The sequence below is a fragment of the Aquirufa sp. ROCK2-A2 genome (assembly GCF_054558485.1).
In genome coordinates, this window is sequence record NZ_JBPXKA010000003.1 from 364,943 (window position 1) to 387,935 (window position 22,993).

General features: G+C 34.7%; 23 protein-coding genes. 11 read left to right on the plus strand and 12 right to left on the minus strand.

Annotated features, from left to right (window positions below):
• A complete protein-coding gene (trmB, locus tag V7S76_RS07095) occupies positions 1–666 on the plus strand; it encodes a tRNA (guanosine(46)-N7)-methyltransferase TrmB (RefSeq protein WP_459509362.1) in 666 nt (221 codons plus the stop codon).
• A 35-nt stretch (positions 667–701) separates the two neighbouring features.
• Here the strand turns inward: trmB and gap are convergent, their stop codons facing one another.
• Positions 702–1,694 (minus strand): type I glyceraldehyde-3-phosphate dehydrogenase, encoded by a 993-nt coding sequence (gene gap / locus V7S76_RS07100; protein WP_459509363.1) that lies wholly within the window; start codon positions 1,692–1,694, stop codon positions 702–704.
• Between the two features lie 394 nt (positions 1,695–2,088).
• On the opposite strand from gap, the gene V7S76_RS07105 reads away from it, so the two are divergent.
• The 6 genes from V7S76_RS07105 (at position 2,089) to V7S76_RS07130 (ending at position 7,298) form a co-directional block, all read left to right on the plus strand.
• Complete coding sequence (locus tag V7S76_RS07105; RefSeq protein WP_459509436.1) at positions 2,089–2,907, plus strand: 2,3,4,5-tetrahydropyridine-2,6-dicarboxylate N-succinyltransferase; 819 nt, start codon at positions 2,089–2,091, stop codon at positions 2,905–2,907.
• A gap of 52 nt (positions 2,908–2,959) precedes the next feature.
• Positions 2,960–3,808, plus strand: coding sequence for a CvfB family protein (locus tag V7S76_RS07110; protein ID WP_459509364.1), 849 nt, complete (start codon positions 2,960–2,962; stop codon positions 3,806–3,808).
• Between the two features lie 151 nt (positions 3,809–3,959).
• A complete protein-coding gene (locus tag V7S76_RS07115) occupies positions 3,960–4,484 on the plus strand; it encodes a helix-turn-helix transcriptional regulator (protein ID WP_459509365.1) in 525 nt (174 codons plus the stop codon).
• 267 nt (positions 4,485–4,751) lie between these two features.
• Positions 4,752–5,219 carry a pyrophosphohydrolase domain-containing protein gene (locus V7S76_RS07120; protein ID WP_459509366.1) on the plus strand — a complete coding sequence of 156 codons (468 nt, stop codon included), beginning with the start codon at positions 4,752–4,754 and terminating at the stop codon, positions 5,217–5,219.
• Between the two features lie 2 nt (positions 5,220–5,221).
• Positions 5,222–5,899, plus strand: coding sequence for a response regulator transcription factor (locus V7S76_RS07125; RefSeq protein ID WP_459509437.1), 678 nt, complete (start codon positions 5,222–5,224; stop codon positions 5,897–5,899).
• Between the two features lie 13 nt (positions 5,900–5,912).
• Positions 5,913–7,298 (plus strand): HAMP domain-containing sensor histidine kinase, encoded by a 1,386-nt coding sequence (locus V7S76_RS07130; RefSeq protein ID WP_459509367.1) that lies wholly within the window; start codon positions 5,913–5,915, stop codon positions 7,296–7,298.
• Positions 7,299–7,471: 173 nt separating this feature from the next.
• On the opposite strand, the gene V7S76_RS07135 is transcribed toward V7S76_RS07130, so the two are convergent.
• The 6 genes from V7S76_RS07135 to V7S76_RS07160 all read right to left on the minus strand — a co-directional run bounded on the left by V7S76_RS07135 (position 7,472) and on the right by V7S76_RS07160 (position 14,851).
• The gene (locus tag V7S76_RS07135) at positions 7,472–8,914 is read right to left on the minus strand and encodes a tetratricopeptide repeat protein (protein WP_459509368.1); all 1,443 of its coding nucleotides are present in this window, start codon (positions 8,912–8,914) and stop codon (positions 7,472–7,474) included.
• A gap of 51 nt (positions 8,915–8,965) precedes the next feature.
• A complete protein-coding gene (gene gyrA / locus V7S76_RS07140; RefSeq protein WP_459509369.1) occupies positions 8,966–11,551 on the minus strand; it encodes a DNA gyrase subunit A in 2,586 nt (861 codons plus the stop codon).
• Between the two features lie 155 nt (positions 11,552–11,706).
• Positions 11,707–12,723 (minus strand): LacI family DNA-binding transcriptional regulator, encoded by a 1,017-nt coding sequence (locus V7S76_RS07145; RefSeq protein ID WP_459509370.1) that lies wholly within the window; start codon positions 12,721–12,723, stop codon positions 11,707–11,709.
• Positions 12,724–12,770: 47 nt separating this feature from the next.
• Complete coding sequence (gene folB / locus V7S76_RS07150) at positions 12,771–13,130, minus strand: dihydroneopterin aldolase (RefSeq protein WP_459509371.1); 360 nt, start codon at positions 13,128–13,130, stop codon at positions 12,771–12,773.
• A 2-nt stretch (positions 13,131–13,132) separates the two neighbouring features.
• Positions 13,133–13,927, minus strand: coding sequence for a DivIVA domain-containing protein (locus V7S76_RS07155; RefSeq protein ID WP_459509372.1), 795 nt, complete (start codon positions 13,925–13,927; stop codon positions 13,133–13,135).
• A gap of 24 nt (positions 13,928–13,951) precedes the next feature.
• Positions 13,952–14,851: a WD40 repeat domain-containing protein gene (locus V7S76_RS07160; protein WP_459509373.1), complete on the minus strand. Its 900-nt coding sequence runs from the start codon at positions 14,849–14,851 to the stop codon at positions 13,952–13,954.
• A 68-nt stretch (positions 14,852–14,919) separates the two neighbouring features.
• On the opposite strand from V7S76_RS07160, the gene V7S76_RS07165 reads away from it, so the two are divergent.
• Positions 14,920–15,546: a 4'-phosphopantetheinyl transferase family protein gene (locus tag V7S76_RS07165; protein ID WP_459509374.1), complete on the plus strand. Its 627-nt coding sequence runs from the start codon at positions 14,920–14,922 to the stop codon at positions 15,544–15,546.
• A 30-nt stretch (positions 15,547–15,576) separates the two neighbouring features.
• Here the strand turns inward: V7S76_RS07165 and V7S76_RS07170 are convergent, their stop codons facing one another.
• Entirely contained in the window at positions 15,577–16,410 is an 834-nt protein-coding gene (locus V7S76_RS07170) for a transglutaminase-like domain-containing protein (protein ID WP_459509375.1), read from the minus strand.
• Between the two features lie 142 nt (positions 16,411–16,552).
• Between V7S76_RS07170 and galE the strand changes: the two genes are divergently transcribed.
• From galE to rfbA, 3 genes are read left to right on the plus strand one after another with little or no spacing between them, the layout of a single operon-like run.
• Positions 16,553–17,569: a UDP-glucose 4-epimerase GalE gene (gene galE, locus V7S76_RS07175; protein WP_459509376.1), complete on the plus strand. Its 1,017-nt coding sequence runs from the start codon at positions 16,553–16,555 to the stop codon at positions 17,567–17,569.
• A gap of 3 nt (positions 17,570–17,572) precedes the next feature.
• Positions 17,573–18,628 carry a dTDP-glucose 4,6-dehydratase gene (gene rfbB, locus V7S76_RS07180; RefSeq protein ID WP_459509377.1) on the plus strand — a complete coding sequence of 352 codons (1,056 nt, stop codon included), beginning with the start codon at positions 17,573–17,575 and terminating at the stop codon, positions 18,626–18,628.
• A 1-nt stretch (position 18,629) separates the two neighbouring features.
• A complete protein-coding gene (gene rfbA / locus V7S76_RS07185) occupies positions 18,630–19,490 on the plus strand; it encodes a glucose-1-phosphate thymidylyltransferase RfbA (protein WP_459509378.1) in 861 nt (286 codons plus the stop codon).
• Here rfbA and V7S76_RS07190 read toward each other — a convergent pair.
• Genes V7S76_RS07190 through recR form a run of 4 tightly spaced genes read right to left on the minus strand, consistent with a single transcriptional unit; the run spans position 19,487 to position 22,991 of the window.
• On the minus strand, positions 19,487–20,656 hold the full coding sequence (locus V7S76_RS07190; protein WP_459509379.1) for a chromate transporter: 1,170 nt from the start codon (positions 20,654–20,656) through the stop codon (positions 19,487–19,489). The genes rfbA and V7S76_RS07190 overlap by 4 nt on opposite strands.
• A 1-nt stretch (position 20,657) precedes the next feature.
• Entirely contained in the window at positions 20,658–21,632 is a 975-nt protein-coding gene (locus V7S76_RS07195) for an isopenicillin N synthase family dioxygenase (protein ID WP_459509380.1), read from the minus strand.
• An 8-nt stretch (positions 21,633–21,640) separates the two neighbouring features.
• Positions 21,641–22,363: a superoxide dismutase gene (locus tag V7S76_RS07200; protein WP_459509381.1), complete on the minus strand. Its 723-nt coding sequence runs from the start codon at positions 22,361–22,363 to the stop codon at positions 21,641–21,643.
• A 16-nt stretch (positions 22,364–22,379) separates the two neighbouring features.
• On the minus strand, positions 22,380–22,991 hold the full coding sequence (gene recR / locus V7S76_RS07205; RefSeq protein WP_459509382.1) for a recombination mediator RecR: 612 nt from the start codon (positions 22,989–22,991) through the stop codon (positions 22,380–22,382).
• Positions 22,992–22,993 lie beyond the last annotated feature (2 nt).

A 22,993-nucleotide genomic window follows, 5' to 3' on the forward strand; every position in this document is an offset into this window, starting at 1 on the left:
TTGAGCAGAAGAAAACAACATAAATACGATTTGGCATTTGAATTGGAAAATGTCATTCAAAGTCCAATGGAATTTCATGAAAATTGCAAAGGAAAATGGAATAGCACATTTTTTAAAAATAATCATCCTATCGTTCTAGAGTTAGGTTGTGGAAAAGGTGAATATACCTTGGGACTAGGTAAATTATTTCCAGAAAAAAATTTTCTTGGAATTGATATCAAAGGAGATCGTTTAGCTTCGGGTGCCTTAAACGCTCAAAAGCTTAATCTCACAAATGTTGGATTTTTAAGAATTCAAATTCAATTTATAACAGATTTTTTCGAAGAAAATGAAATTGATGAAATCTGGATTACCTTTCCAGATCCTCGACCGAAAGATAGAGATGAAAAGAAAAGACTTACCAATCCTTTTTTTCTAGATAAATACCAGTCTATTCTAAAATCAACAGGCCTTATCCATTTGAAAACTGATTCAGATTCACTTTTTGAGTATTCTCTTGATACACTCAATCTACCTAAATGGGAAAAAATGGTTGTTACGAATGATCTATATAAATCAAAATGGAACAATGATCATTTTGGAATAAAAACAAGATTTGAAGATATGTTCTTTAATAAAGGATTCTCTATCAAATACATAAGAGCCACAAACAAAAAAGAGGCTTAAAAAGCCTCTTTCCTGTATAGTATATATTTTGGATATTATCCAACACGAGCAATTAAATCAGCTGCACGAGAAGAATAACCAAATTCATTATCATACCAACCTACTACTTTTACCAAAGTACCCATAGTAGAAGTTAATTTTGAATCAAAAATACATGAATGAGGATTTCCAATAATGTCGATTGAAACAATTTCATCTGTTTGGAATTCTAAGATACCTTTCATGGAACCTTCTGAAGCTGCTTTCATTGCTGCGTTAATTTCGTCAGCAGAAACTTCTTTTTTCAAGATAGCAGTGAATTCAGTAACTGAACCATCTGGAGTAGGAACACGCATAGAACTTCCATCCAATAAACCTTTTAAGTGAGGCAAAACTAAACCTACTGCTTTAGCTGCTCCAGTTGAAGTTGGAATAATAGAGTAAGCTGCAGCACGAGCACGACGTAAATCAGCATGGGGAGCATCTTGTAAATTTTGATCTGCCGTATATGAGTGGATGGTTGACATATATCCTTTCTCTAATCCGAATGCATCATCTAAAACTTTAGCCATTGGAGCTAAACAGTTAGTCGTACAAGAAGCATTTGAAATAATTGTCATTTCATCTGTTAATGTATCTTCATTAACACCTAAAACCACTGTAGGTACATTTCCTTTAGCAGGAGCAGAGATAATAACCTTACGAGCACCAGCAGTTAAATGTTGACCAGCACCAGCCTCATCTACAAAACGACCTGTTGATTCTAACACAACATCAATTCCTAAAGCACCCCAAGGTAATAATTTAGGATCACGCTCGGCTAAAGCTTTGATTGATTTACCGTTAACAGTAATTGAATCTGAATCAGATGTAACAGTACCATTGAAACGACCATGAACCGAATCGTACTTTAACAAATGAGCCAATGTAGCATTATCTGTTAAATCATTGATAGCCACAATCTCAACATTTTCCTTTTCTAATAATCTGCGAAAAGTAAGTCGACCAATACGACCAAAACCATTAATAGCAACTTTAATTTTTTTCATTGAATAAATTAATTTGATTTCCTGTAAAGCTCAAAAATACCAAAAAATCATCAGAATTACAAAACAAGAAAAGCGATTATACTTTCTAGGTATCACAATAACCTATATACAAAAGTAAACTGAATAAGATATTAATTACCTTATGTGCTAAATAATAAAGCATGTCGATTTTTTTTCACATGAATACGTTTTTTATTCAAAAAAAATATGCATATTTGTATAGCAAAGACATTGCAAATCCAATAGGAGAGTGCTACTGCCAGAATGTCACTTGTTCATTTTGCTAAATTCATTCCATATTTCGGCAAAATAATATTTGGAACAAATTATCAATTAACTGATAATCAATAAGTTAACTTATTAAAGTTATAGTTAAATTTTACATACAATTATGATGAATACATTGGAAAAAATCATCCAAGAGGCTTGGGATAAACCCGAATTGCGCCAACAAGCAGAAACCATTAAAGCAATTGAAGAGATTGTTGATTTAGTTGACAAAGGAGAATTAAGAGTTGCTCAACCCCTACCCGATGGGAGTTGGCAGGTAAACGAATGGGTAAAAAAGGCCATTGTGATGTATTTTCCTATTCGTCAGATGGAGGTAAGCGAGATCGGTATCTTTGAATACCACGATAAAATGCTTTTGAAAAAGAATTATAAGTCGCTAGGAGTTCGTGTAGTTCCACCAGCGGTAGCTCGATACGGTGCTTACTTAGCTAAAGGGACAATATTAATGCCTTCTTATGTCAACATAGGAGCTTATGTGGATGAAGGAACAATGGTAGATACTTGGGCAACCGTTGGGAGTTGTGCTCAAATAGGTAAACATGTCCATTTAAGTGGAGGTGTAGGGATTGGTGGAGTATTAGAACCGCCACAAGCGGCGCCAGTAATTATTGAAGATGGTGCATTCATTGGATCAAGATGTATTGTTGTCGAAGGTGCCCATATTGGCAAAAAAGCCGTTTTAGGAGCAGGAGTAACTATTACAGGTAGTTCTAAAATCATTGATGTTAGTGGTCCGGAACCAATCGAATATATTGGATATGTACCTGAAAACTCAGTGGTCATTCCTGGTACGATCCAGAAACAATTTGCTGCTGGTACATATGGAGTACCATGTGCCTTGATTATTGGTAAAAGAAAAGAAAGTACTGATCTTAAAACTTCCCTTAACCAAGCACTAAGAGAAAACAATGTTGTAGTTTAATCTAGACAATTTACTGTACCTTTATACCCGGTTTTAAACACCGGGTTTTTTTATGGAAAATGAATTAAAATTAGGCGAATACAATAGCCTTCGAATTATTAAAGAAGTACCCTTTGGACTATATTTAGACGGGTATGAAGATGAAATACTTCTTCCTTTGCAATATGTCCCAGAAAATTATGAGATAGATGCTTTTATTGAGGTATTTATTTACCGAGATTCAGAAGATCGAATCATTGCTACTACATTAAAACCATTAGCAACCATTAATCAATTTGCTTACCTAGAAGTTAAAGAAGTAACGCCATTAGGCGTATTTTTAGAATGGGGTTTAGCCAAGGATTTATTAGTACCCTTTGGACAACAATGGCAGAAAATGTCGGTGGGCCGCTCTTATATGGTATATGTTTATATCGATGCTCAAACTGACCGAATAGTGGCTTCTGCTAAAATCGAAAAATTTCTTATCGATGAATCAGAATTAGATTCAGAACTATTTACAATTGGAAATAAAATAACAGTTATACCGTATGAATTCACAAATCTTGGAATCAAATGTTTAATACACAATTGTAAAATTGGTTTGTTATTTAAAAATAAAGTGTTTACAAATGTCACATTAGGTTTACCTATGGAAGTTTACATTGATAACATTCGTGAAGACGGTAAATTGGATTTAAGATCTGAGGAAATTGGAATTGTTCGTATTGATAAGCAAAGAGATGCATTATTGAATGCCTTGAATACTCATAACGGAGTTCTCTATTTACACGATAAAAGTCCTGCAGAAGAGATCTATCAACAATTAGGTATGTCGAAAAAAGACTTTAAGAAGGCAGTAGGCGGTTTATACAAAAGTAAATTAATAGCTTTACACCAAGACTGCATTTCACTTTTGTAAACATTTTATTTTTGTGTATCTTTTGAATTAATTTACAAATGACATTTGTTTTTTACTCGGAATAATTTAACTTTGTTACATCTTAAATTTAACAAAGTAAATTTCAATGAACTTAAGTAGAAAGATAGAATTGTTAATTCAGAAGAAACAAATGTCATCTTCTCAATTTGCTGATAAAATAGGAATTCCTAGGAGCAGTATATCCCATATATTATCTGGGAGGAATAAACCTAGTCTAGATGTAGTTCAAAAGATACTGAGTAATTTTCCTGAAATATCAGCTGAAGAATTACTGTTCGAGGATCAATCTTTGAAAATATTAAGTGCATCTTCTATTTCATCGCTTGATCCGACCAAGTCCAAAGAAGATTTTGTATCAGGAACACTTTTTGATCCAAAATTCATAGAGCCTCTAGAATCCGATAAAAAAAATCATCCGGAGTCAGTTACTGTACAACCGATTCTCAGGCGACAGAAAGAATCACAAGAAAAAAGCGTTACTCAACCCAATAATCAACTCAAAGCCCTTGATTCTATTGCCAAGTCATCTCAAATAAATGAATTCAATGAGTTTGTTCATTTGAAAAAAGATCAAAGCCATTTGGCTAAACAAATTGAACGAGTTATCATTTTTTATTCAGACGGTACATTTTCTGAAAGTAAGAGTTCCAATTAATAATTGTCTCTCATCTTAAATACTTACCCACAAGTTATCCACACTTGTGCACATTTGTATTTCAGTTATCTACATTTTACCTGATTTTTCCAATTAATATCCGATTCTTTGATCTTGGATTAAACTTATCCACAAAATTATGTGGATAAAGCGTTAATATGTGTACAAATGGAAATCTAACAACTCAAATATTGATAATTATCAATCAAATTAGATTTTAAAAAGGGGAAATAATTGCTTAATTTTAACTTTATTCGAAACGATTTTATGAAAAAATTAGATTCCCTCAATCAAGTTGCTTTATTTCATCAAACCTTTGGTGCACCAGTCGTAGAAACACCTTCCATTCCATCAAAAGAACGCTGTAAGCTTCGTGTGAGCCTTTTAGCGGAAGAATTAGATGAGTTAAAAGCCGCTATTGATGATTATGATATAGTGGAGATTGCAGATGCCTTATGCGATTTACAATATGTACTTTCAGGCGCTGTTTTAGAATTTGGTTTGGGTGAAAAATTTGTTGATTTATTCAATGAAGTTCAGCGATCAAATATGTCAAAAGCCTGCCAGTCCTTGCAAGAAGCAGAAGCTACCGTCGAACATTATTTCAAAAAAGATGGCACCGTAGCCGAAATTTTAGAAGAAAATGGGATTTGGAAAGTTTATCGAAAAAGTGATAATAAAGTACTTAAATCAATCAATTATTCCCCAGCAAACCTTGTAGATTTATTGAAATAATGATCAAAATTCTACTAATTGAAGATGAGCCTAAAACAGTCCTGTCCTTGAAACAAGGACTGGAAGAAAATAATTATGAAGTAGAAGTCGCTTATGATGGCTTAATTGCCAAACAATTAGCTACACGAAACACCTACCAATTGATTGTCTCGGATATTATTATTCCAGGCATCAATGGAATTGAACTTTGTAAACAATTAAGGCAATTAGGAATACAAACACCTATTTTGATGTTGACGGCCCTAAGTACTACCGATGATAAACTCATAGGATTTGAAGCTGGAGCAGATGATTATTTACCTAAACCATTCGACTTCAAAGAATTTTTGGCGAGGGTTAAAGCATTGATTAAACGCTCCAATCAGACCATATTAGAAGCGCAGGTTTTAAAATTTCACGACTTGGAGCTCGATTTAACTAGTAAAATTGTGACACGAGCAGGTCAAAAGATTAATTTAACAGCCAAAGAATTCCAACTTTGTGAATATTTTCTCAAAAACCAGGAAAAAGTTATTTCTAAAGCTGAAATCGCAGAGAATATTTGGGAAGTAGAGGATGAAAATAGCGCCAATTTGATCGAAGTTTATGTGAATTACCTTCGTAAAAAAATTGATAAGGGATTTTCAAGTAAATTAATTCATACTCAATTTGGAATGGGATATATTCTGAGACAAGAATAATACGATTTTTACCATGCAGATACGATCTAGATTAACTTATCAGTTTACTTATTTGGTTTCTGCCATCTTATTCGTTTCCTATTTAATTATTTATTTATTCTCTCAACAGAATTATCGCGATAAATTCTACAGTCGTTTAAGGCAAAAAGCTAATACCGCAGCGGAATTATTAGTCAATGTCAACCAAGTAGATTCCAAATTACTACGCATCATAGATAGAGCCAACAGAGATATTCTCTACAAAGAAAATATCATGGCATATGATACGTGCAATGAGCGTATTTATCGTTCCAATGACACCATTAACTTTCATATCGATGTTTCCAGGGTCAAAGAAGTTCGATTAAAAAAAGAAATCCGATTTCATCAAGATGATTTAGAAGTATTAGGTACTGTTTTTGCCACTCCAGAAGGTCGAATTGTCGTATTTGCGGGCGCTGTGGATCAATATTCGGCAGAAAATGCCAAAGATCTAAAAAACATATTAATTGCGTTATTTTTACTTTTTGTCTTCATTGTAGTAATTTCTGGCTGGTTTTTTGCGGGTCAGGCGCTTAATCCAATTTCAAAAGTTATTCAGCAAGTAGATCAATTGTCGCCCAAAAGGCTAGAGGAGAGACTAGAATCAACAGGTTCTGAGGATGAAATAGGGAAGATGGTCTATACGATTAATCGGCTGTTAGAACGCATTGAAAACGCATTTAAATTTCAGAAAACGTTTATTGCCAACGTATCACATGAATTGAAAAACCCTTTGACCAAAATATCTTCTCAATTAGAAGTAAGTTTATTAAAAGAAAGAAATGTAGAGGATTATAAACAAACCATACAATCTGTTTTGGAAGATACTCAAGATCTTTCAGCGATTACTGAATCTTTGTTGGAATTAAACAAAATCAGTGTTACAGACTATCAGGCAGGATTTAACATAATTCGGGTAGATGAAATTATGTGGGAAGCACGTAGCTTAACTCAAAAATTACACAATGGTTATAAAGTGATTATCGACACTGAATTTTTACCGGAAAACGAAGAATTATTGGAAATCAAAGGTGATGAAATGCTTTTATTAACAGCAATTAAAAACCTGATGGAAAATGGCTGTAAATTCAGTTTCGAAAAAAAATCATTCGTTTGTTTAAAAATTCAAAAAGATTCAATCAAATTGATCGTTAAAAATTTAGGTAAAGGGATTCCAAAATCAGATTTACCATTCATTTTTCAACCATTTTTCCGTGGTGAAAATACAGCTAATTCTAAAGGCTATGGCATTGGCTTATCTTTGGTTGAGCGTATAATCACACTGCACAACGGCAGTATTCAAGTCCAATCAGATACCAATGATTGGACGGAGTTTGTGATTAGCTTGCCCATAGCGAAATTGAATTATGAATTGTGATTATAGATTTTGAGTTATGAATCTCAAATAATTCTGAATTAATATTGTTATATAATTTATATTATGTTAAATAGATTCAAATAAGACAGTACTAGTGATCATAAGTTTCTATCAATAAAAAAGCCTGCGATTTTCATCACAGGCTTTTTAAAAATGATCAGATCAGATGAAAATTACTTTTCTAATTCTGCTAATTTAGATTCCAATTTCAATTCACGATATACTTGCTTAAGGTATTCTTTCAAATCTTCATCTTTTTTAATGCTTAATGCTTTTTCCCAAAATGGTAAAATTTCATTGTATTTAGCTAAATATTTCGCTTCCACATTTTTACCTTCTTTCTTATAGGTTTCCATATCCATGGCATTCACTTGCTTCTTGAATTCCGCTGCATCATTGAAATACAAGGCACCCATTTGATATAATGCATCATAATAAGCAGGATCGATCGCTAATGCCTTTGTATAATACTGTGGTACATCATCACGAATGGCTTTAATTTTAGCCGATAATTCTTCTACTTTCGCTTTATTTTGAGCCACATCCCCTACCAAGGCTTCTTGTTTTACTAATTCAGCTTTTAAATCGTCCAAAGTCTTATTTTGTTCTGCAACTGTTCCTTCTAACTTAGTAATTTGCGATTGAATTACAGCTTTTTGCTTTGGTTGAGCAGTCTTTAACTTTGCCTTCGTACGTTTTACTTCATCTAAATAAACATCTACCTGATCTTTTTGACTAGCTATTTTTCTTTTAGCATCTTCAACTTTGAACGTTTTGTCTGAAATTTTTGAAATTTCATCCTTCATTCCAGACATCTTATTCTCATACAATAAACCTAAATTAACCAATGACATGGCATCTTTAGGATCTGCTGCAATGGTCTTGTTTAATTGAATGATGGCTTGATCAATACGATTAAAAGCAATCAATGTATTGAACTTCTCATTTTTTAAATCCTTATTGCTAGGATAAATTTTGATTCCCTCATCCAATAAATTCAAAGCCTTATCTTCTTGTTTTTCCGATTTATAAATTTGAGCTAAACCGTAAATGATAGCGATATCCTTCCCTCCTATGCTCATATAATGCTCATAAGCTACTTTTGCTTCTGCATCTTTTTGACTCAATTGAGCAACCACTCCGGTGTACATCGAGGCAGTTGTGTCTTTTGGCGTAATTTCAGATGCTTTTGACATGTATCGATAGGACTTAGCAAAATCCTTTCCTTGGTATTTGATTACCCCCATGTTCATAAAAGCTGTATATACTTTTTTATCCTCAATTAACTTTTCAGCATCTTTGGCAGTACTACCTTTTTTTCCATCTTTAGTATCCAATTTAACAGCTTCATTGATATAATCCAAGGCTTTAAAAGCTGCATCAGCATCTGTTAAGGCTAACGTTGAATCAGGAAAAGAAGCTAAATCTAGATAAGCTTGCGCTCTAGATAACCAAGTCTTTGCTTTTGTTGGAGCTTTCTTAGCTTCATCATCCGACTTTTTTACAGCCTCTAAAATAGCTTTCTTCTGAGCTTCTACCAAAGCTTTATCCGCTTGAGCGAAAGTCGAGCCTGCAGCGAATGCCACAGTAAATAGGGTTAAAACTAGTTTTTTCATGTTTACATATAAATTAAGAAAAAGGCCTGAGTTTCCTCAGGCCATAAAAAATTACTCTTCAATAGGTGTTTCTGTTGAATCACTTGCCTCTGAACCTGTTTCTAACGTTGAATCAATTGAATCAGTTGGTAACATTTCTACCGAAGTTCCTTCCTCATTGACAATTTCAACCTCTTCTGGTTCTGGTTCTTTCTCAATTTTGGTAACTGAAGAAATCGCATCTGTTTCATTTTTCAAACGAATCAACTTCACTCCTTGGGTGTTTCTTCCCATGACACGAAGCTCTGCAACGCTCGTACGAATCAAAATACCGGCTTTTGTGATAATCATTAAGTCATTGTTATCATTAACCTCTTTAATCGCTACCAAAGCACCTGTTTTATCGGTGATATTCAGGGCTTTAACACCTTTTCCTCCCCTATTGGTTAAGCGGTAATCTTCTACTTCAGAACGCTTACCAAATCCTTTTTCTGAAACCACTAACAATTGTTGTACTGAAGGATCCGAAACGCAAACCATTCCAATCACCTTTTCATCTGCTTGCTCTTCATCTATCCAAATACCTTTCACACCAGCTGCTGAACGGCCCATTGGACGAACGCGTGTTTCTTCAAATCGAACCGAACGACCTGTATTGGTGGCAATCACGATTTGATTATTTCCGTTAGTTAATGCTACATCTAACAAGCGATCACCTTCCCGGATAGTAATGGCAATGATACCGTTTTGACGTGGGCGAGAGTATGCTTCAAGAGATGTTTTCTTAATCGTACCATCTTCTGTACACATCACAATGTAATTATTGTCGATATAATCAGGATCCGTGATCGATTTAACATTGATAACTGCACGAATGGTATCCCCATTCTCAATATTCATCATGTTTTGAATAGGACGTCCTTTGGATACTTTGGAACCTTCAGGAACCGCATATACGCGTAACCAGAAACATTTTCCTCGTTCGGTAAAGAACAATAACCAGTTATGCATCGTAGCAGAGAATAAATGCTCGGTATAATCGTCATCTTTCGTAGCTACCGCCCTAGAGCCTACTCCTCCTCTTGTTTGAGAACGGTATTCCGTAATTGGCGTACGTTTGATATAACCTTGTGCTGAAACAGTGATTAACATTTCATCATCCGCAATCATATCTTCTACGGAGAACTCTTCATCTGTCATATTAATTTGCGTTCTACGCTCATCTCCATAACGTGCTTTCATCTCTGATAATTCATCTTTGATAATTTGCAACTGACGTTCTGGCTTAGCCAAAATATCTTCCAAATCATCAATCAACTTCATCAGTTCAGCATATTCATTCATGATTTTCTCACGCTCCATTCCTGTTAAACGTTGTAAACGCATCTCAAGAATAGCTTTTGCTTGAATTTCCGATAAATTAAATGATGCCATTAATCCGGCTTGTGCAGCAGCTGGGTCTTTCGACTCACGAATCAACTTGATCACTGCATCCAAATTATCTAAAGCAATGATAAAGCCTTCCAAAATATGGGCACGCTTTCTCGCCTCTCTTAAATCATACTTTGTTCTACGAACAATAATTTCATTTCTATGCTCAACAAAATGATGAATTAAATCTTTCAGATTCAACATCATCGGGCGACCTTTTACCAAAGCCACGTTATTTACACTAAACGATGATTGAAGAGCGGTATGCTTGTACAAATTGTTCAATACGACATTCGCTACAGCATCTCTTTTTAAATCAAAAACGATTCGCATTCCTTGACGATCCGATTCATCTCGGATTTCAGAAATACCTTCAATTTTTTTATCATTAACCAAATCAGCACATTGTTTGATCAATGTGGCCTTATTTACCATGTATGGAATCTCCGAAACAATGATTTGCTCCTTGCCTGTTTTGGAAGTATCAAAAGTGGCATTCCCTCTTACGACAATCCTACCTCTACCAGTTTCGAAGGCATTTTTTATACCTTGAACACCATAAATAGTACCTCCTGTTGGAAAATCAGGAGCTTTGATATATTGCATCAACTCTACTATCGTAATATCACGGTTATCAATATAGGCATGAATGCCATCAACCACCTCGGAAAGATTATGGGGAGCCATATTGGTCGCCATACCTACCGCGATACCCGAAGTACCATTCAATAACAAATTGGGAACTTTAGCAGGTAAAACCGTTGGTTCTTCTAAGGAATCATCGAAATTGGGCTGAAAATCAACCGTTTCTTTGTTCAAATCCGAAAGCATTTCATCAGCTAACCTTTTCAATCTGGCTTCCGTATAACGCATGGCTGCAGGAGAATCTCCATCCACTGAACCAAAGTTACCTTGACCATCGACCAAAGGATATCGCAAGGACCAATCTTGGGCCATCCTTACCATTGTATCATAAACAGAAGAATCACCATGTGGGTGATACTTACCTAGCACCTCCCCGACTATACGGGCAGATTTTTTATATGATTTATTGTAGCTGACACCCAATTCCTCCATACCAAATAATACACGACGGTGGACTGGTTTAAGACCATCTCGAACATCAGGAAGTGCCCGAGAAACAATTACAGACATTGAATAATCAATGTACGCCCCTTTCATTTCATCTTCGATGTTGATTGGGATAATATTGGAATTTAAAGACATAAATAAACGTTGGTTTTTTGAACAAACCGCTGTAGCAAATCAAGATTTAATTAATTTCTACACAGTTTTCCAATAGCAACAAATATCTTAAATTTTGCCTATTTTTCCAAGAAAAAATTCAGTTATAATTCTTCTGTTGAAATACTTCACTTAGATCACTTAATCGACGATTCTCGAACAACTAATCTCGTTTTTAGCACTTCGATTTGAGGCTCTTGATTTTCGGATTTATTTTCAATTTGCTGAATCAATAATTCAGTCACAAGTCGACCAATTTCATCCAATGGTTGTGAAACAGATGATATAGTAGGTGACACGACCGTACAAATAGGTTCATTATTAAAACTCACCATTTTAACATCCTTGGGTACACTTATATTTAATTCTTTTAAGGCAACCATCACCCCAAGTGCTAAACGATCCGAAACCACCATGATTCCATCAGGACGTTGATCACTGCTCATTAGTATGTGGGTTTGAGAAATAGCAGTATCTTGAAAATAATCGGAATGAATAATTAATGACGCATCCAAAGGAATATTAGCCTCTTCTAAGGCTCTCAAATAACCCAATCGACGCTGATTACTAACAGAAACATTTTTTGGGCCGGCAAGAAAAGCAATGCGTTTGCAACCATTTTCAATCAAATGCTTTACTGCTTCATAGGCAGATTGTTCATTGTCGACCATCACCTTTGAAGCAACAATTTCCTCACAATCGCGATCAAAAAATACCAAAGGAATTCCTCGCTTTTGCAATCGTTTCAGATGATCAAAATTGGTAGTTTCACGAGAAAGTGAAATGATGATACCCTCCACTTGTGATCTAGATAAATTCTGAATATTTGTCAATTCACGTTCATAGGATTCCTGGGTTTGAGTGATCAACAAACTATATCCTGCTTTTATAGCAGCCTCTTCTATAGATTTTACGACAGTAGAAAAGAAATAATAACCCAAATCTGGAACGATAAGTCCTAAGGTCTTTGTCTTACTTTTGACCAAACTAGAAGCCAATATATTGGGTTGATAATCCCATTCAGCAGCTAAATCAAGAACCGCTTTCTTTGTATCAGGATGAATATCCGGAAGATCTCGCAAGGCCCTTGAAACTGTTGCAACTGAAATGTTGAGTTGCCTAGCAATATCTTTTATAGTAACCTGATGACGCATATTCAATAAAATGATATCAAAAATAAACTATTTTAATCAAATTACCTCTATTTATTCCATTCAAGGGAAATAGATGAACTACCTGCACTTAAACCCAAAGGAGGATTTTCTTTGACAAGACTTAATTTAATTTGTTTTATCTGACTAGATGTATGTTTTAATTTTTCTAAAATTGCTTCCAACACTGTTTCTAACAAATCAACTGGATGATTCATTACTTGTTTACAAATAGCATACAAAGTTCCATAATCCAAGGTTTGATTCAACTTATCATCAATTGCTTGGCTATTCAAAACCAAAACTTCCAAATTTAAAATAAACCAATTTCCTAAAATACGCTCCTCAGGAAAATATCCATGATAAGCATAAAATCGAACATCCTTTAATTTTACTTGATAGTTCTCCATGCTTAATTTATATCTCCGATTTTACCTTTAGGCCCATTAGATTTGGCATATGCCTCCAAAACCTTGTTTAGAGTTGGTAAGCTTTCATCCTCCAACAATTCTGATTTCGGAACAATGGATTTTACTATGGATTTTACTGAAGGTTGCTCGGAATTAACATCCTTATCAATTTTCCTACTTTCACTTTTCTTACTACTTGAAGCAGTATTTACTTTTTTCGAATTATTAGGAACATTTTCACCCTTTTTTTCTTGAACTTCTTGTACTTTTTCTTTTGAATTATCTACCAAAGAAGACCAAGATTTCACTTTTTCGAGAGTTAATTCCGAAATTTGAATCAACTGACTAGCAACTTCTTTTTGAGCTGCTTGCAATTCCAATAATGTTCTGTTTTGTTGAATGGTTTTTTGATTTGCTTCTTCAATGATTAATTTTGATTGATTATCCGCTAACAGTTTTGTCTTAAAAGCTTCTTTTTCCGCATTCTCAACAATTTTGGAGGCTTTTTTTTGAGCCTCATCAATCAATTGATTCACTTCTGAATCCATCTTATTTAACCAATTTTGTTGCGCTTCCTCCGCCATTTTTAAAGCACGAAAAAGCGAATTCTCCACCTCTCTCAATCTCGAAACTTCTGTTTCTAAATTTTGGATTTTTTCCTCTAATCTGATTTGTATTTGATTAGCCTGTTCAACGATAAAATCAATTTGGGAAAGATGCTCGTTGACTTCTGAAACAGAATAACCTCTAAATGATTTCGAGAAATTGCCTTCGGGAATTTGAATTTTTTGCTCCATAATCTGCTAAAATAAAAAAAACTTTTAATGAATTGTCCAAACAGATATTTTTTTATCATCAGAACCTGAAACAAGTTGGTTCTCAAAATTTGTCCATATCAATTTATTCACGGAGTTGCTGTGCCCACCATGGCGAGCCGCATCAACAACTTTTAATAATTTCAAATCCGAACTCTGCCAAATTTTAATGGTCTTATCCATACTGGCAGTTGCCAATAATTGTCCATCCGGACTAAAAGAAACATCATTTATCGTATATATATGACCAATTACTTCGGCAGGTTTCTGAATGAAATTTTCTAAAGTCATATCCCATTTTTTAATTTTCGCATCCCGTCCAACAGAAATCAAATGTGATGATTGACTATTATAGTCCAACGAAAAAACACTATTGTCATGAGCTTTCCATTGATTGATTAACTGATAATTATTATCAATCAAACGAATAAAACCATCACTAAAAGCTACAGCAATGATATTTTCATTAATAATGACAAATTTCCGAACGCTCTTTTGACTAATTTTAATATGCTTTACAATGGATCTTGTCGGTATGTCGACAATAGAAATCAATCCATCGTTATGGGCTACCCAAATTTGATCATGAAACTGAATCATATCAAAAACAGATAAAGATTCCATTTTTATAGAAAATAATCGACTTTGATCTTCCAAATTAATTCCATGAATTCCTTCATTATTTTGTGCCACCCACAAAATTTCCTGATTTGTATCTAAATTCATAGAATATACTGACCCTTCTACCTGAGCTATAACTTTTCCAACATCAGGTTTCTGAAGGTTCCATTGAACAATCCAACCATCTGCACCAGCGGAAAAGAATAAATGATCTTCCATTCCATTTTCCAGGGAATAAATAGCACCACGATGTCCCGAAAATGTGTCAATTTTTGAAATCTGCAAGGTAGATTGGGGTTATCTTTAGAAGTATTCCATACAAAATTGATAATTTTACAAGCAAAACAAGAATTATGCCTGAAATTTTCACTTCACTTCCTTTAGATTCCTCTGAAATATGGGTTAAAATCTGGAAAATTGAAGAATCCATTGAATTTTTCAAAGATATTCCCTCATCGTGGTTTGAACCCATTGTGAAAATTAAAAAAACACCCATTCATCAAATAGAATCCATTGCAGCTAGGTTTTGTCTCTATTCTATTTGTCAAGAGATCGAATTGAGCGACATACACTTGCATATAAATGAAAAAGGCATCCCCTATTTTTCAAATAGTGAATGGCAAATTTCCCTAAGCCACTCCTACCCTTTTGTCGGAGCAGTCCTAAGCAAAATGAATTCAATCGGAATAGATTTAGAAAAAAAAGGAAGGAAAATTGGCCAAATAGCTCCCCGATTTTTAAGTGATAAGGAGTTGCCACAATTTCAACATAATAGCGATTTACTTACCCTTGCTTGGTCTTCAAAAGAATCCGTTTACAAGTCATTAAAAATCCCAGGTTTATCCTTCCAACAATCAATTCGCTTGGAAAATTTTAATGTTAACCCACTAAAAATCAATGTTTTAAATAAAAAAATTACCATCTATTGGGAAGATTTCGAGGAATTTGTTTTAACGATTGGAAAAGTGGAGGACAATTAGGTAATAGGTAAAAGGTAATAGAAATAAAATTTAATCCAAAATGCCAATTAAATCATTTAATTCATTTTTTCTATCATCATCACCTGCCTTTTCAAAAGCCATGATTAGGTTTCTAATAACACGACGAATAATTTCAAGATTAGAGCAAGGATTATAATACATGTCATTTTGGGGCAAATTCAATTGTACCAAATAATTATCGATATCAACCCGATTAAATATTAGGCCTTTGTTAAAAACATTGATATAAAAATTCACACCTTCGTGCTTATAGACTAAAACGAACAAATTGGGTAAATTGACCCCATAAACAGGAAATCCTAATTTTTGAGCAAGCCACATATAAATCACGCATAGGCTAATGGGATTACCTTTTTTTGATTCCAATACTACATTGATGAATGAATTATTGGCCGCATGAAAGTTTTTGGTGTTTGCACCGAATTTTAATTGATCAAAAATTATTCCATTCAATATCTTAATTTGATCCACGGGGTGGAGATTTTCCCTAATTTGAGGCCAAACATCATAATAAATCTGGTCCATTTGTAAACGCAATTGTTCATATGAATAATCGGGAAAACGATATGTTGAAATGATCCACATGGCTTCCAAAATATCCATAGAACCTGCCTCCTTCCAATGCAACAATCGATCTTTCACTGATTGTAATTGAAAATCATGAATAAGATTCTCAATTTTTTCTTGTAACAAAGGATTGAAAGATAAGCCTTCCCATTCGGATTCTAAGATCGGAATAATACTGGTTCCGAGGGATCGAATTTGCTCTTCCACCAATTGAACCACCTCTGTATCAGAGTCGTCCAACAATTGGATCATAGCTTTAATGGAAGATTCGTTCATTTGAAAAATTTTAACAAAAATAAATCAAATATTCGCAAAAGGAAATTTTTTCCTAATTGTTACAATCTATTAAATTGTTTATTCCTTTATTTTTTAATGAATGATTAAAAAACTAAATTTGTAGCTAAATTTTTTCTCGTTTATGAAAATTCTCATTACTGGGGGCGCTGGTTTTATAGGTTCACATACCTATGTTGTTTTGAAGGAAAATGGATATACTCCAATCATTTTTGACAATTTCTCCAATTCATCGATCAACGTAATTTCAGCTTTAGAAAAAATTACTGGATCTGAGGTCATTTGTGTAGAAGGCGATGTAAATAATCCTGACCATTTGAATGCTGTCTTTAAACAACATCAAATCGATGGAATCATTCATTTTGCAGCTTCAAAAGCCGTAGGTGAATCGGTTGAAAATCCTTTGAAATATTACCGAAACAATGTTTCTGCAACCGTTTTATTATTGGAAAAAATGATAGAATTTGGGGTAAAAAACCTTGTTTTTTCTTCCTCTTGCACGGTTTATGGCCAACCTCATTCTTTACCGGTCACAGAATCAGCTGAAGTGCAAAAAGCAACTTCTCCCTATGGAAATACCAAACAAATCGGCGAGGAAATTATTTTTGATACAGTCCAAGCAAAAAATAAAATATCCGCCATATCATTACGCTATTTCAATCCAATTGGAGCACATTCTTCAGGATTAATAGGAGAATTGCCATTAGGGCCACCTGCAAATTTGATTCCTTTTTTAACTCAATCAGTGGCTGGATTGAGAGGTACCTTAAATGTATATGGTAACGATTACCCTACTCCAGATGGAACAGCCATCAGAGATTATATTCATGTCACAGATTTAGCCAATGCTCATGTAAAAGCATTGGAATATTTACTAGAAAAAAACGAAGAAAATTTCTATGATTTTTTCAATATTGGTACCGGAAATGGCAGTTCTGTTTTGGAAGTTATTCAAAGTTTTGAAAAAGCAACAGGTGAAAAAGTTAACTTTACCATTCAACCAAGAAGAGCAGGAGACGTTACAGCTGTTTACGCTTCTACTGAAAAATCAAATAAAATACTGAATTGGAAGGCTGAAATAAGTTTAGAGCAATCATTAAAAGATGCATGGACTTGGCAACAAAACCTTAGCAAGAAATAATATATGAAAAAAATTGTCATCACAGGTGGTGCTGGATTTATTGGATCTCATGTAGTTAGGCTATTTGTTCAAAAATACCCCAATTATCACATCTACAATTTAGACGCTTTAACGTATGCTGGAAATCTAGCAAACAATGAAGATATCGCAGATGCCCCGAATTACACTTTTTTGAAAGCTGACATTACGGATGCTGATCAAATAGATCAATTATTCGCTAAATATCAATTTGATGGGGTATTACATTTAGCTGCAGAATCGCATGTGGACCGTTCCATTACCGATCCTTTGGCTTTTGTTAAAACAAATGTTTTAGGGACTGTCAATTTATTACAAGCTGCTAAAAAATACTGGAATGGTCAATTTGAAGGAAAACGATTCTATCATATTTCAACAGATGAAGTTTATGGTGAATTACATAATCCTGAAGAATTTTTTGTAGAAACCACTCCATATGACCCAAGATCTCCCTATTCTGCATCTAAAGCAAGTTCGGACCATTTTGTTCGGGCATTTCATGAAACATATGGTTTGCCGGTGGTTATCACCAATTGCTCCAATAATTATGGGCCAAATCATTTTCCTGAAAAGTTAATTCCATTAATGATTCATAACATCATTCATTCAAAACCACTTCCTGTTTATGGAAAAGGCGAAAATGTTAGGGATTGGTTATTTGTCATCGATCATGCACGAGCAATCGATACCGTTTTTCATGATGGAAAAGACGGAGAAACTTATAATATCGGAGGATTTAATGAATGGAAAAACATTGATTTAGTTCACTTACTTTGTGATATAATGGATCAAAAATTGGAGAGAGAACAAGGAAGCTCTCGTCAATTGATAACTTATGTAACCGATCGAGCTGGACATGATTTACGTTATGCGATAGATGCCAATAAAATCATGAAAGAATTGGGTTGGGAACCTTCTTTGCAATTTGCTGAAGGTTTAGAAAAAACAGTTGATTGGTACTTAAGCAATGAAAAATGGTTAACAGATGTGACCTCTGGAGCCTATCAACAATATTATTCAAACATGTATCAAGGAAGATAATATGAAAGGAATTATTTTAGCTGGAGGCTCTGGAACTCGTCTTCATCCGTTAACGTTGGCTGTTAGTAAACAATTAATGCCTATTTACGACAAGCCAATGATTTATTATCCCCTTTCCATTTTAATGTTGTCAGGGATAAAAGAAATATTAATCATTTCCACCCCACATGATCTTCCCCATTTTGAAAAATTATTGGGCGATGGGTCCCAAGTGGGCTGTAAATTTGAATATGCAGTTCAACCCGAACCCAACGGTTTAGCTCAAGCATTTGTGATTGGAGAAAAATTTATTGGACAAGAAAAAGTTGCCTTGGTTTTGGGCGACAATATCTTCTATGGTTCTGGATTAAGTAAATTATTGCAAGCCAATAATGACCCAGATGGTGGTGTAGTTTACGCCTATTCAGTGAATGATCCTGAAAGATATGGTGTGGTAGAATTTGATGAGAACAATAAAGTGATTTCAATTGAAGAAAAACCACTTAAACCTAAGTCGAATTATGCTGTTCCTGGTCTATATTTCTATGATAATGAGGTAGTCGAAATCGCAAAAAACATTGCTCCTTCTGCACGTGGTGAATACGAAATTACTGATATTAACAAAGAATACTTAAAACGAGGGAAATTATCTGTAGGTATATTAAACCGTGGAACTGCTTGGCTAGACACTGGTACATTTGCCTCTTTGATGCAAGCAGGACAATTTGTGCAAGTAATCGAAGAACGCCAAGGCATGAAAATTGGATGTATCGAAGAAGTGGCCTTTAGAATGGGATTCATCAATGGAGAACAATTAAAAGAAATCGCTTTGCCTTTGGTAAAAAGTGGTTATGGACAATATTTGCTGAATCTAATTCCTTAATTAATTATAATTCCTATTGCTAATGCTAGTATAAATAATACAATAGAAGGCAATTTGGTATACTGAGAAGCCAAAAAAGAAATGGCAACAATAAGCAAGGCGATCAAATTATCTGTTAAAATCATAGGGCTAAGAAAGACATAAGCTGCCACAAAAGATAAACCCAAGGAAGCTGCTTGAATACCTGCTAATGAGGCTCTTATAAATCGATATTGTTTTAATTGCCCCCAAATTCGATAAATAAAAAATATCAAAAATGTGCCTGGCAAAAAAATACCAGCTGCACCGATGGCACTGCCTGTCAACTGTCCAAATAATCCATAATCTCGCATGAGTAATACGCCTAAATAAGAGGTTAAGGCAAAAATGGGCCCTGGCAAAGACTGTGATAAAGCCATGCCAGTTAAAAAATCATCCGCATTGATTAGGTGTTTAAATTCAACAAATTCGGTAAACAAAACTGGCGCTAATACTTGTCCGCCCCCAAAAACCAAACTTCCATTTCGATAAAAATTTTCAAATAAACGAATGGGAAAAAAATCAGTGAAATTACCTAAAAGCGCAAGAAAAATAAAAAAACCAATGAATAGGTAAAAGTTCGCCCAAGGAATAATCATTTTATGCTTATTTTGTTTAGGGTAAACTTTGTAGTTGAAAGAAGAAATTACACCTCCAATTAGTAATACAACGGGAAATAAATAAGGTGTTTGGTACATCAAACCTATCAGAATGGTAAAAAGGCAAATAAGTACATATAGGGGTCCTGTAATTACTTTTTTTGCAAGTGAAAAACTAGCTTGTAACATCATTCCAATACCGACGGGTAAAACATACAATAGAATAGCTTTATTTCTCAGATAAGTCATCCCATATGCTGCCAATGTCATGATAAATACGGCAGGTGTAATCCAAACTAGGAGCGTTAAATAAGCCAACATTGGACCGCCTTTTCGAAATCCAACTGCCGTTATTATTTGAGTTGAAGTAGGTCCTGGTAAAACCGAGCAAAGCGCCTGAATTTCAAGCAAATCGTCTTCTGACAAATATTTTTTTTTGTGCACCAAGCGTTCTAGAAAGAGTGCAAAATGAACTTGTGGTCCTCCAAATGAAGTTGAGGCCAAAATAAGCACATCGATTAGGAAGTCGAAATGTTTTGGCCTCTTCATCTTATTTTTGCTTTTTTAATCCTAATTCAATCAAGCGTTCTTCTAAAAATTCACCTGCGGTCATGTTGGTATATAACTTCGGTTCCTCAACAGATACACAGGATTCTAGACAAGTTAAATCCATTTCGGATCTAGGATGCATGAAAAATGGAATAGAATACCTAGGAGATCCCATTTTATCTTTAGGTGGATTAACGACCCGATGGATTGTCGATTTCAATTTGTGATTGGTAAGTCTGTCCAACATATCTCCCACATTGATAACCACCTGATCAGGCAAGGCGGTAATGGGAATCCATTTACCATCTACCCTCAAAACCTCTAAACCTTCTGCTGAAGCTCCCATCAGTAAGGTAATTAAATTAATATCTCCATGTGCTGCAGCACGTACAGCACCTTCTGGTAAAGATTCTGGATTTAAAATAGGAAAATAATGAATAGCCCGAAGAATGGAATTTCCATTATTCACCTTTGCTTCAAAATAATCTTCAGGTAAATTAAGATAGAGGGCTATTGCTCTTAAAATCGATTTGCCGGCAGCCTCCAAGGTTAAATACGCCTCAAGTGTCAATTTACCAAATCCAGGATATTCCTTTGGAAATACATTTTCTGGATACTCACTCCAAACGAAATCTCCATCATTTTTATGAGGTTGACCCACATGGTAAAATTCTTTTAAATCCGGGACCTTAAAACCTTTGGCAGTTTCTTTACCTTTACCCACATAACCTCTTTGACCAGCGATTCCAGGTATTTCATATTGCTGTTTTAATTCATCAGAAGATTGAAAAAATTGTTCAACCTTTTTATATAAATCAGAAGTGAAACTATTCGTCAATCCATGGCCTTTGATGGCCACAAAGCCAATGGTGTTAAAGGCTTTCCCTAAATCTTGGACGAATTGATTTTTTCGTTTGTCATCACCTGAATTAAAATCCGCTAAATCCAATGAAGGGATTTCATCTAATAATTCCATATTTAAATTTATTTGTTGATGTTAGCAAACTGAGTAGAAACAAAATCCCAATTTAAAACATTCCAAAATGAGTTAATGTAATCTGCCCGTTTGTTTTGATATTTCAAATAATAAGCGTGTTCCCAAACGTCCAAGGCCATGATTGGAGCGCCTTTAACCTCTACCACATCCATTAAAGGATTATCTTGGTTGGGCGTAGAACTGATGACTAATTTTCCGTCTTTAACCAATAACCATGCCCATCCGGAACCAAATCGGGTTGTTGCAGCTTTGGCAAATTCTGCTTTAAAATTATCCATTGAACCAAAATCTTTTTGAATCTGATTAGCCAATTCTGTACTCGGACTAGTTTTGGAAGGACTTAGTAATTGCCAAAAAAAACTATGATTCCAGTGTCCTCCCCCATTATTTCTAATTGCAACTGGATGTTTACTTATTGAGGTAAGAATGTCCACTAAACTTAAGGTTGACAATGCTGTATTTGCTACTGCTTTATTCAAATTATCGACATAGGCTTTGTGGTGGCGATCATGATGAATTTCCATGGTTAATTTATCAATTGAAGGCTCTAAAGCATCAAAAGCGTATGGTAATGCAGGTAGCGTAAAAGGTGAGTTTTCCGATTGAATTTCAGAAAATTTGGGAGTATTTTTCCGTGTGGTAAAACTTGAAACCAAAAAACCAGCACTCAGTAGTCCGATAGTCTTTTGCAAAAAACTGGAACGTTTCATTATCATTGGGTTTAAATTATTCATATACTACTCGGCCTACTATACTTCGTCCAAGGGTAATTTCATCTGTATATTCCAAATCACCTCCAATAGGTATCCCTCTTGCGATGGTTGAAATTTTAACGGGGAATTCTTTTAATTTTTTGGTCAAATAAAATGCCGTAGTGTCACCTTCCATAGTAGGACTTAATCCCAAAATAATCTCTGCCACTTTTCCAGATGCTACTCGATCTACCAAGGAATTTATTTGTAAGTCATTGGGAGAAATACCAGAAAGTGGGGAAATAATTCCACCCAATACATGATAAAGACCTGAATATTGGCCAGTATTTTCAATGGCTAAAACATCACGCATATCTTCAACTACACAAACGATACTTTCATCTCGTTTGATACTCGAACAAATTCCACAAAGACCTCCATCCGAGATGGAGTGGCATTGTGGACAAAACTGAGTCTCTGTTCTTAATTGTACAATTGCATGTGCCAACTGAAGTGACTGATTTTCTGGTCTTTTTAATAAATGTAGTGCTAAACGCAAAGCTGATTTTTTACCAATCCCCGGCAATTTCGAGATTTCCTCAACAGCTTGTTCAATAATTTTGGAAGGGTAAATATGGATGGCCATCT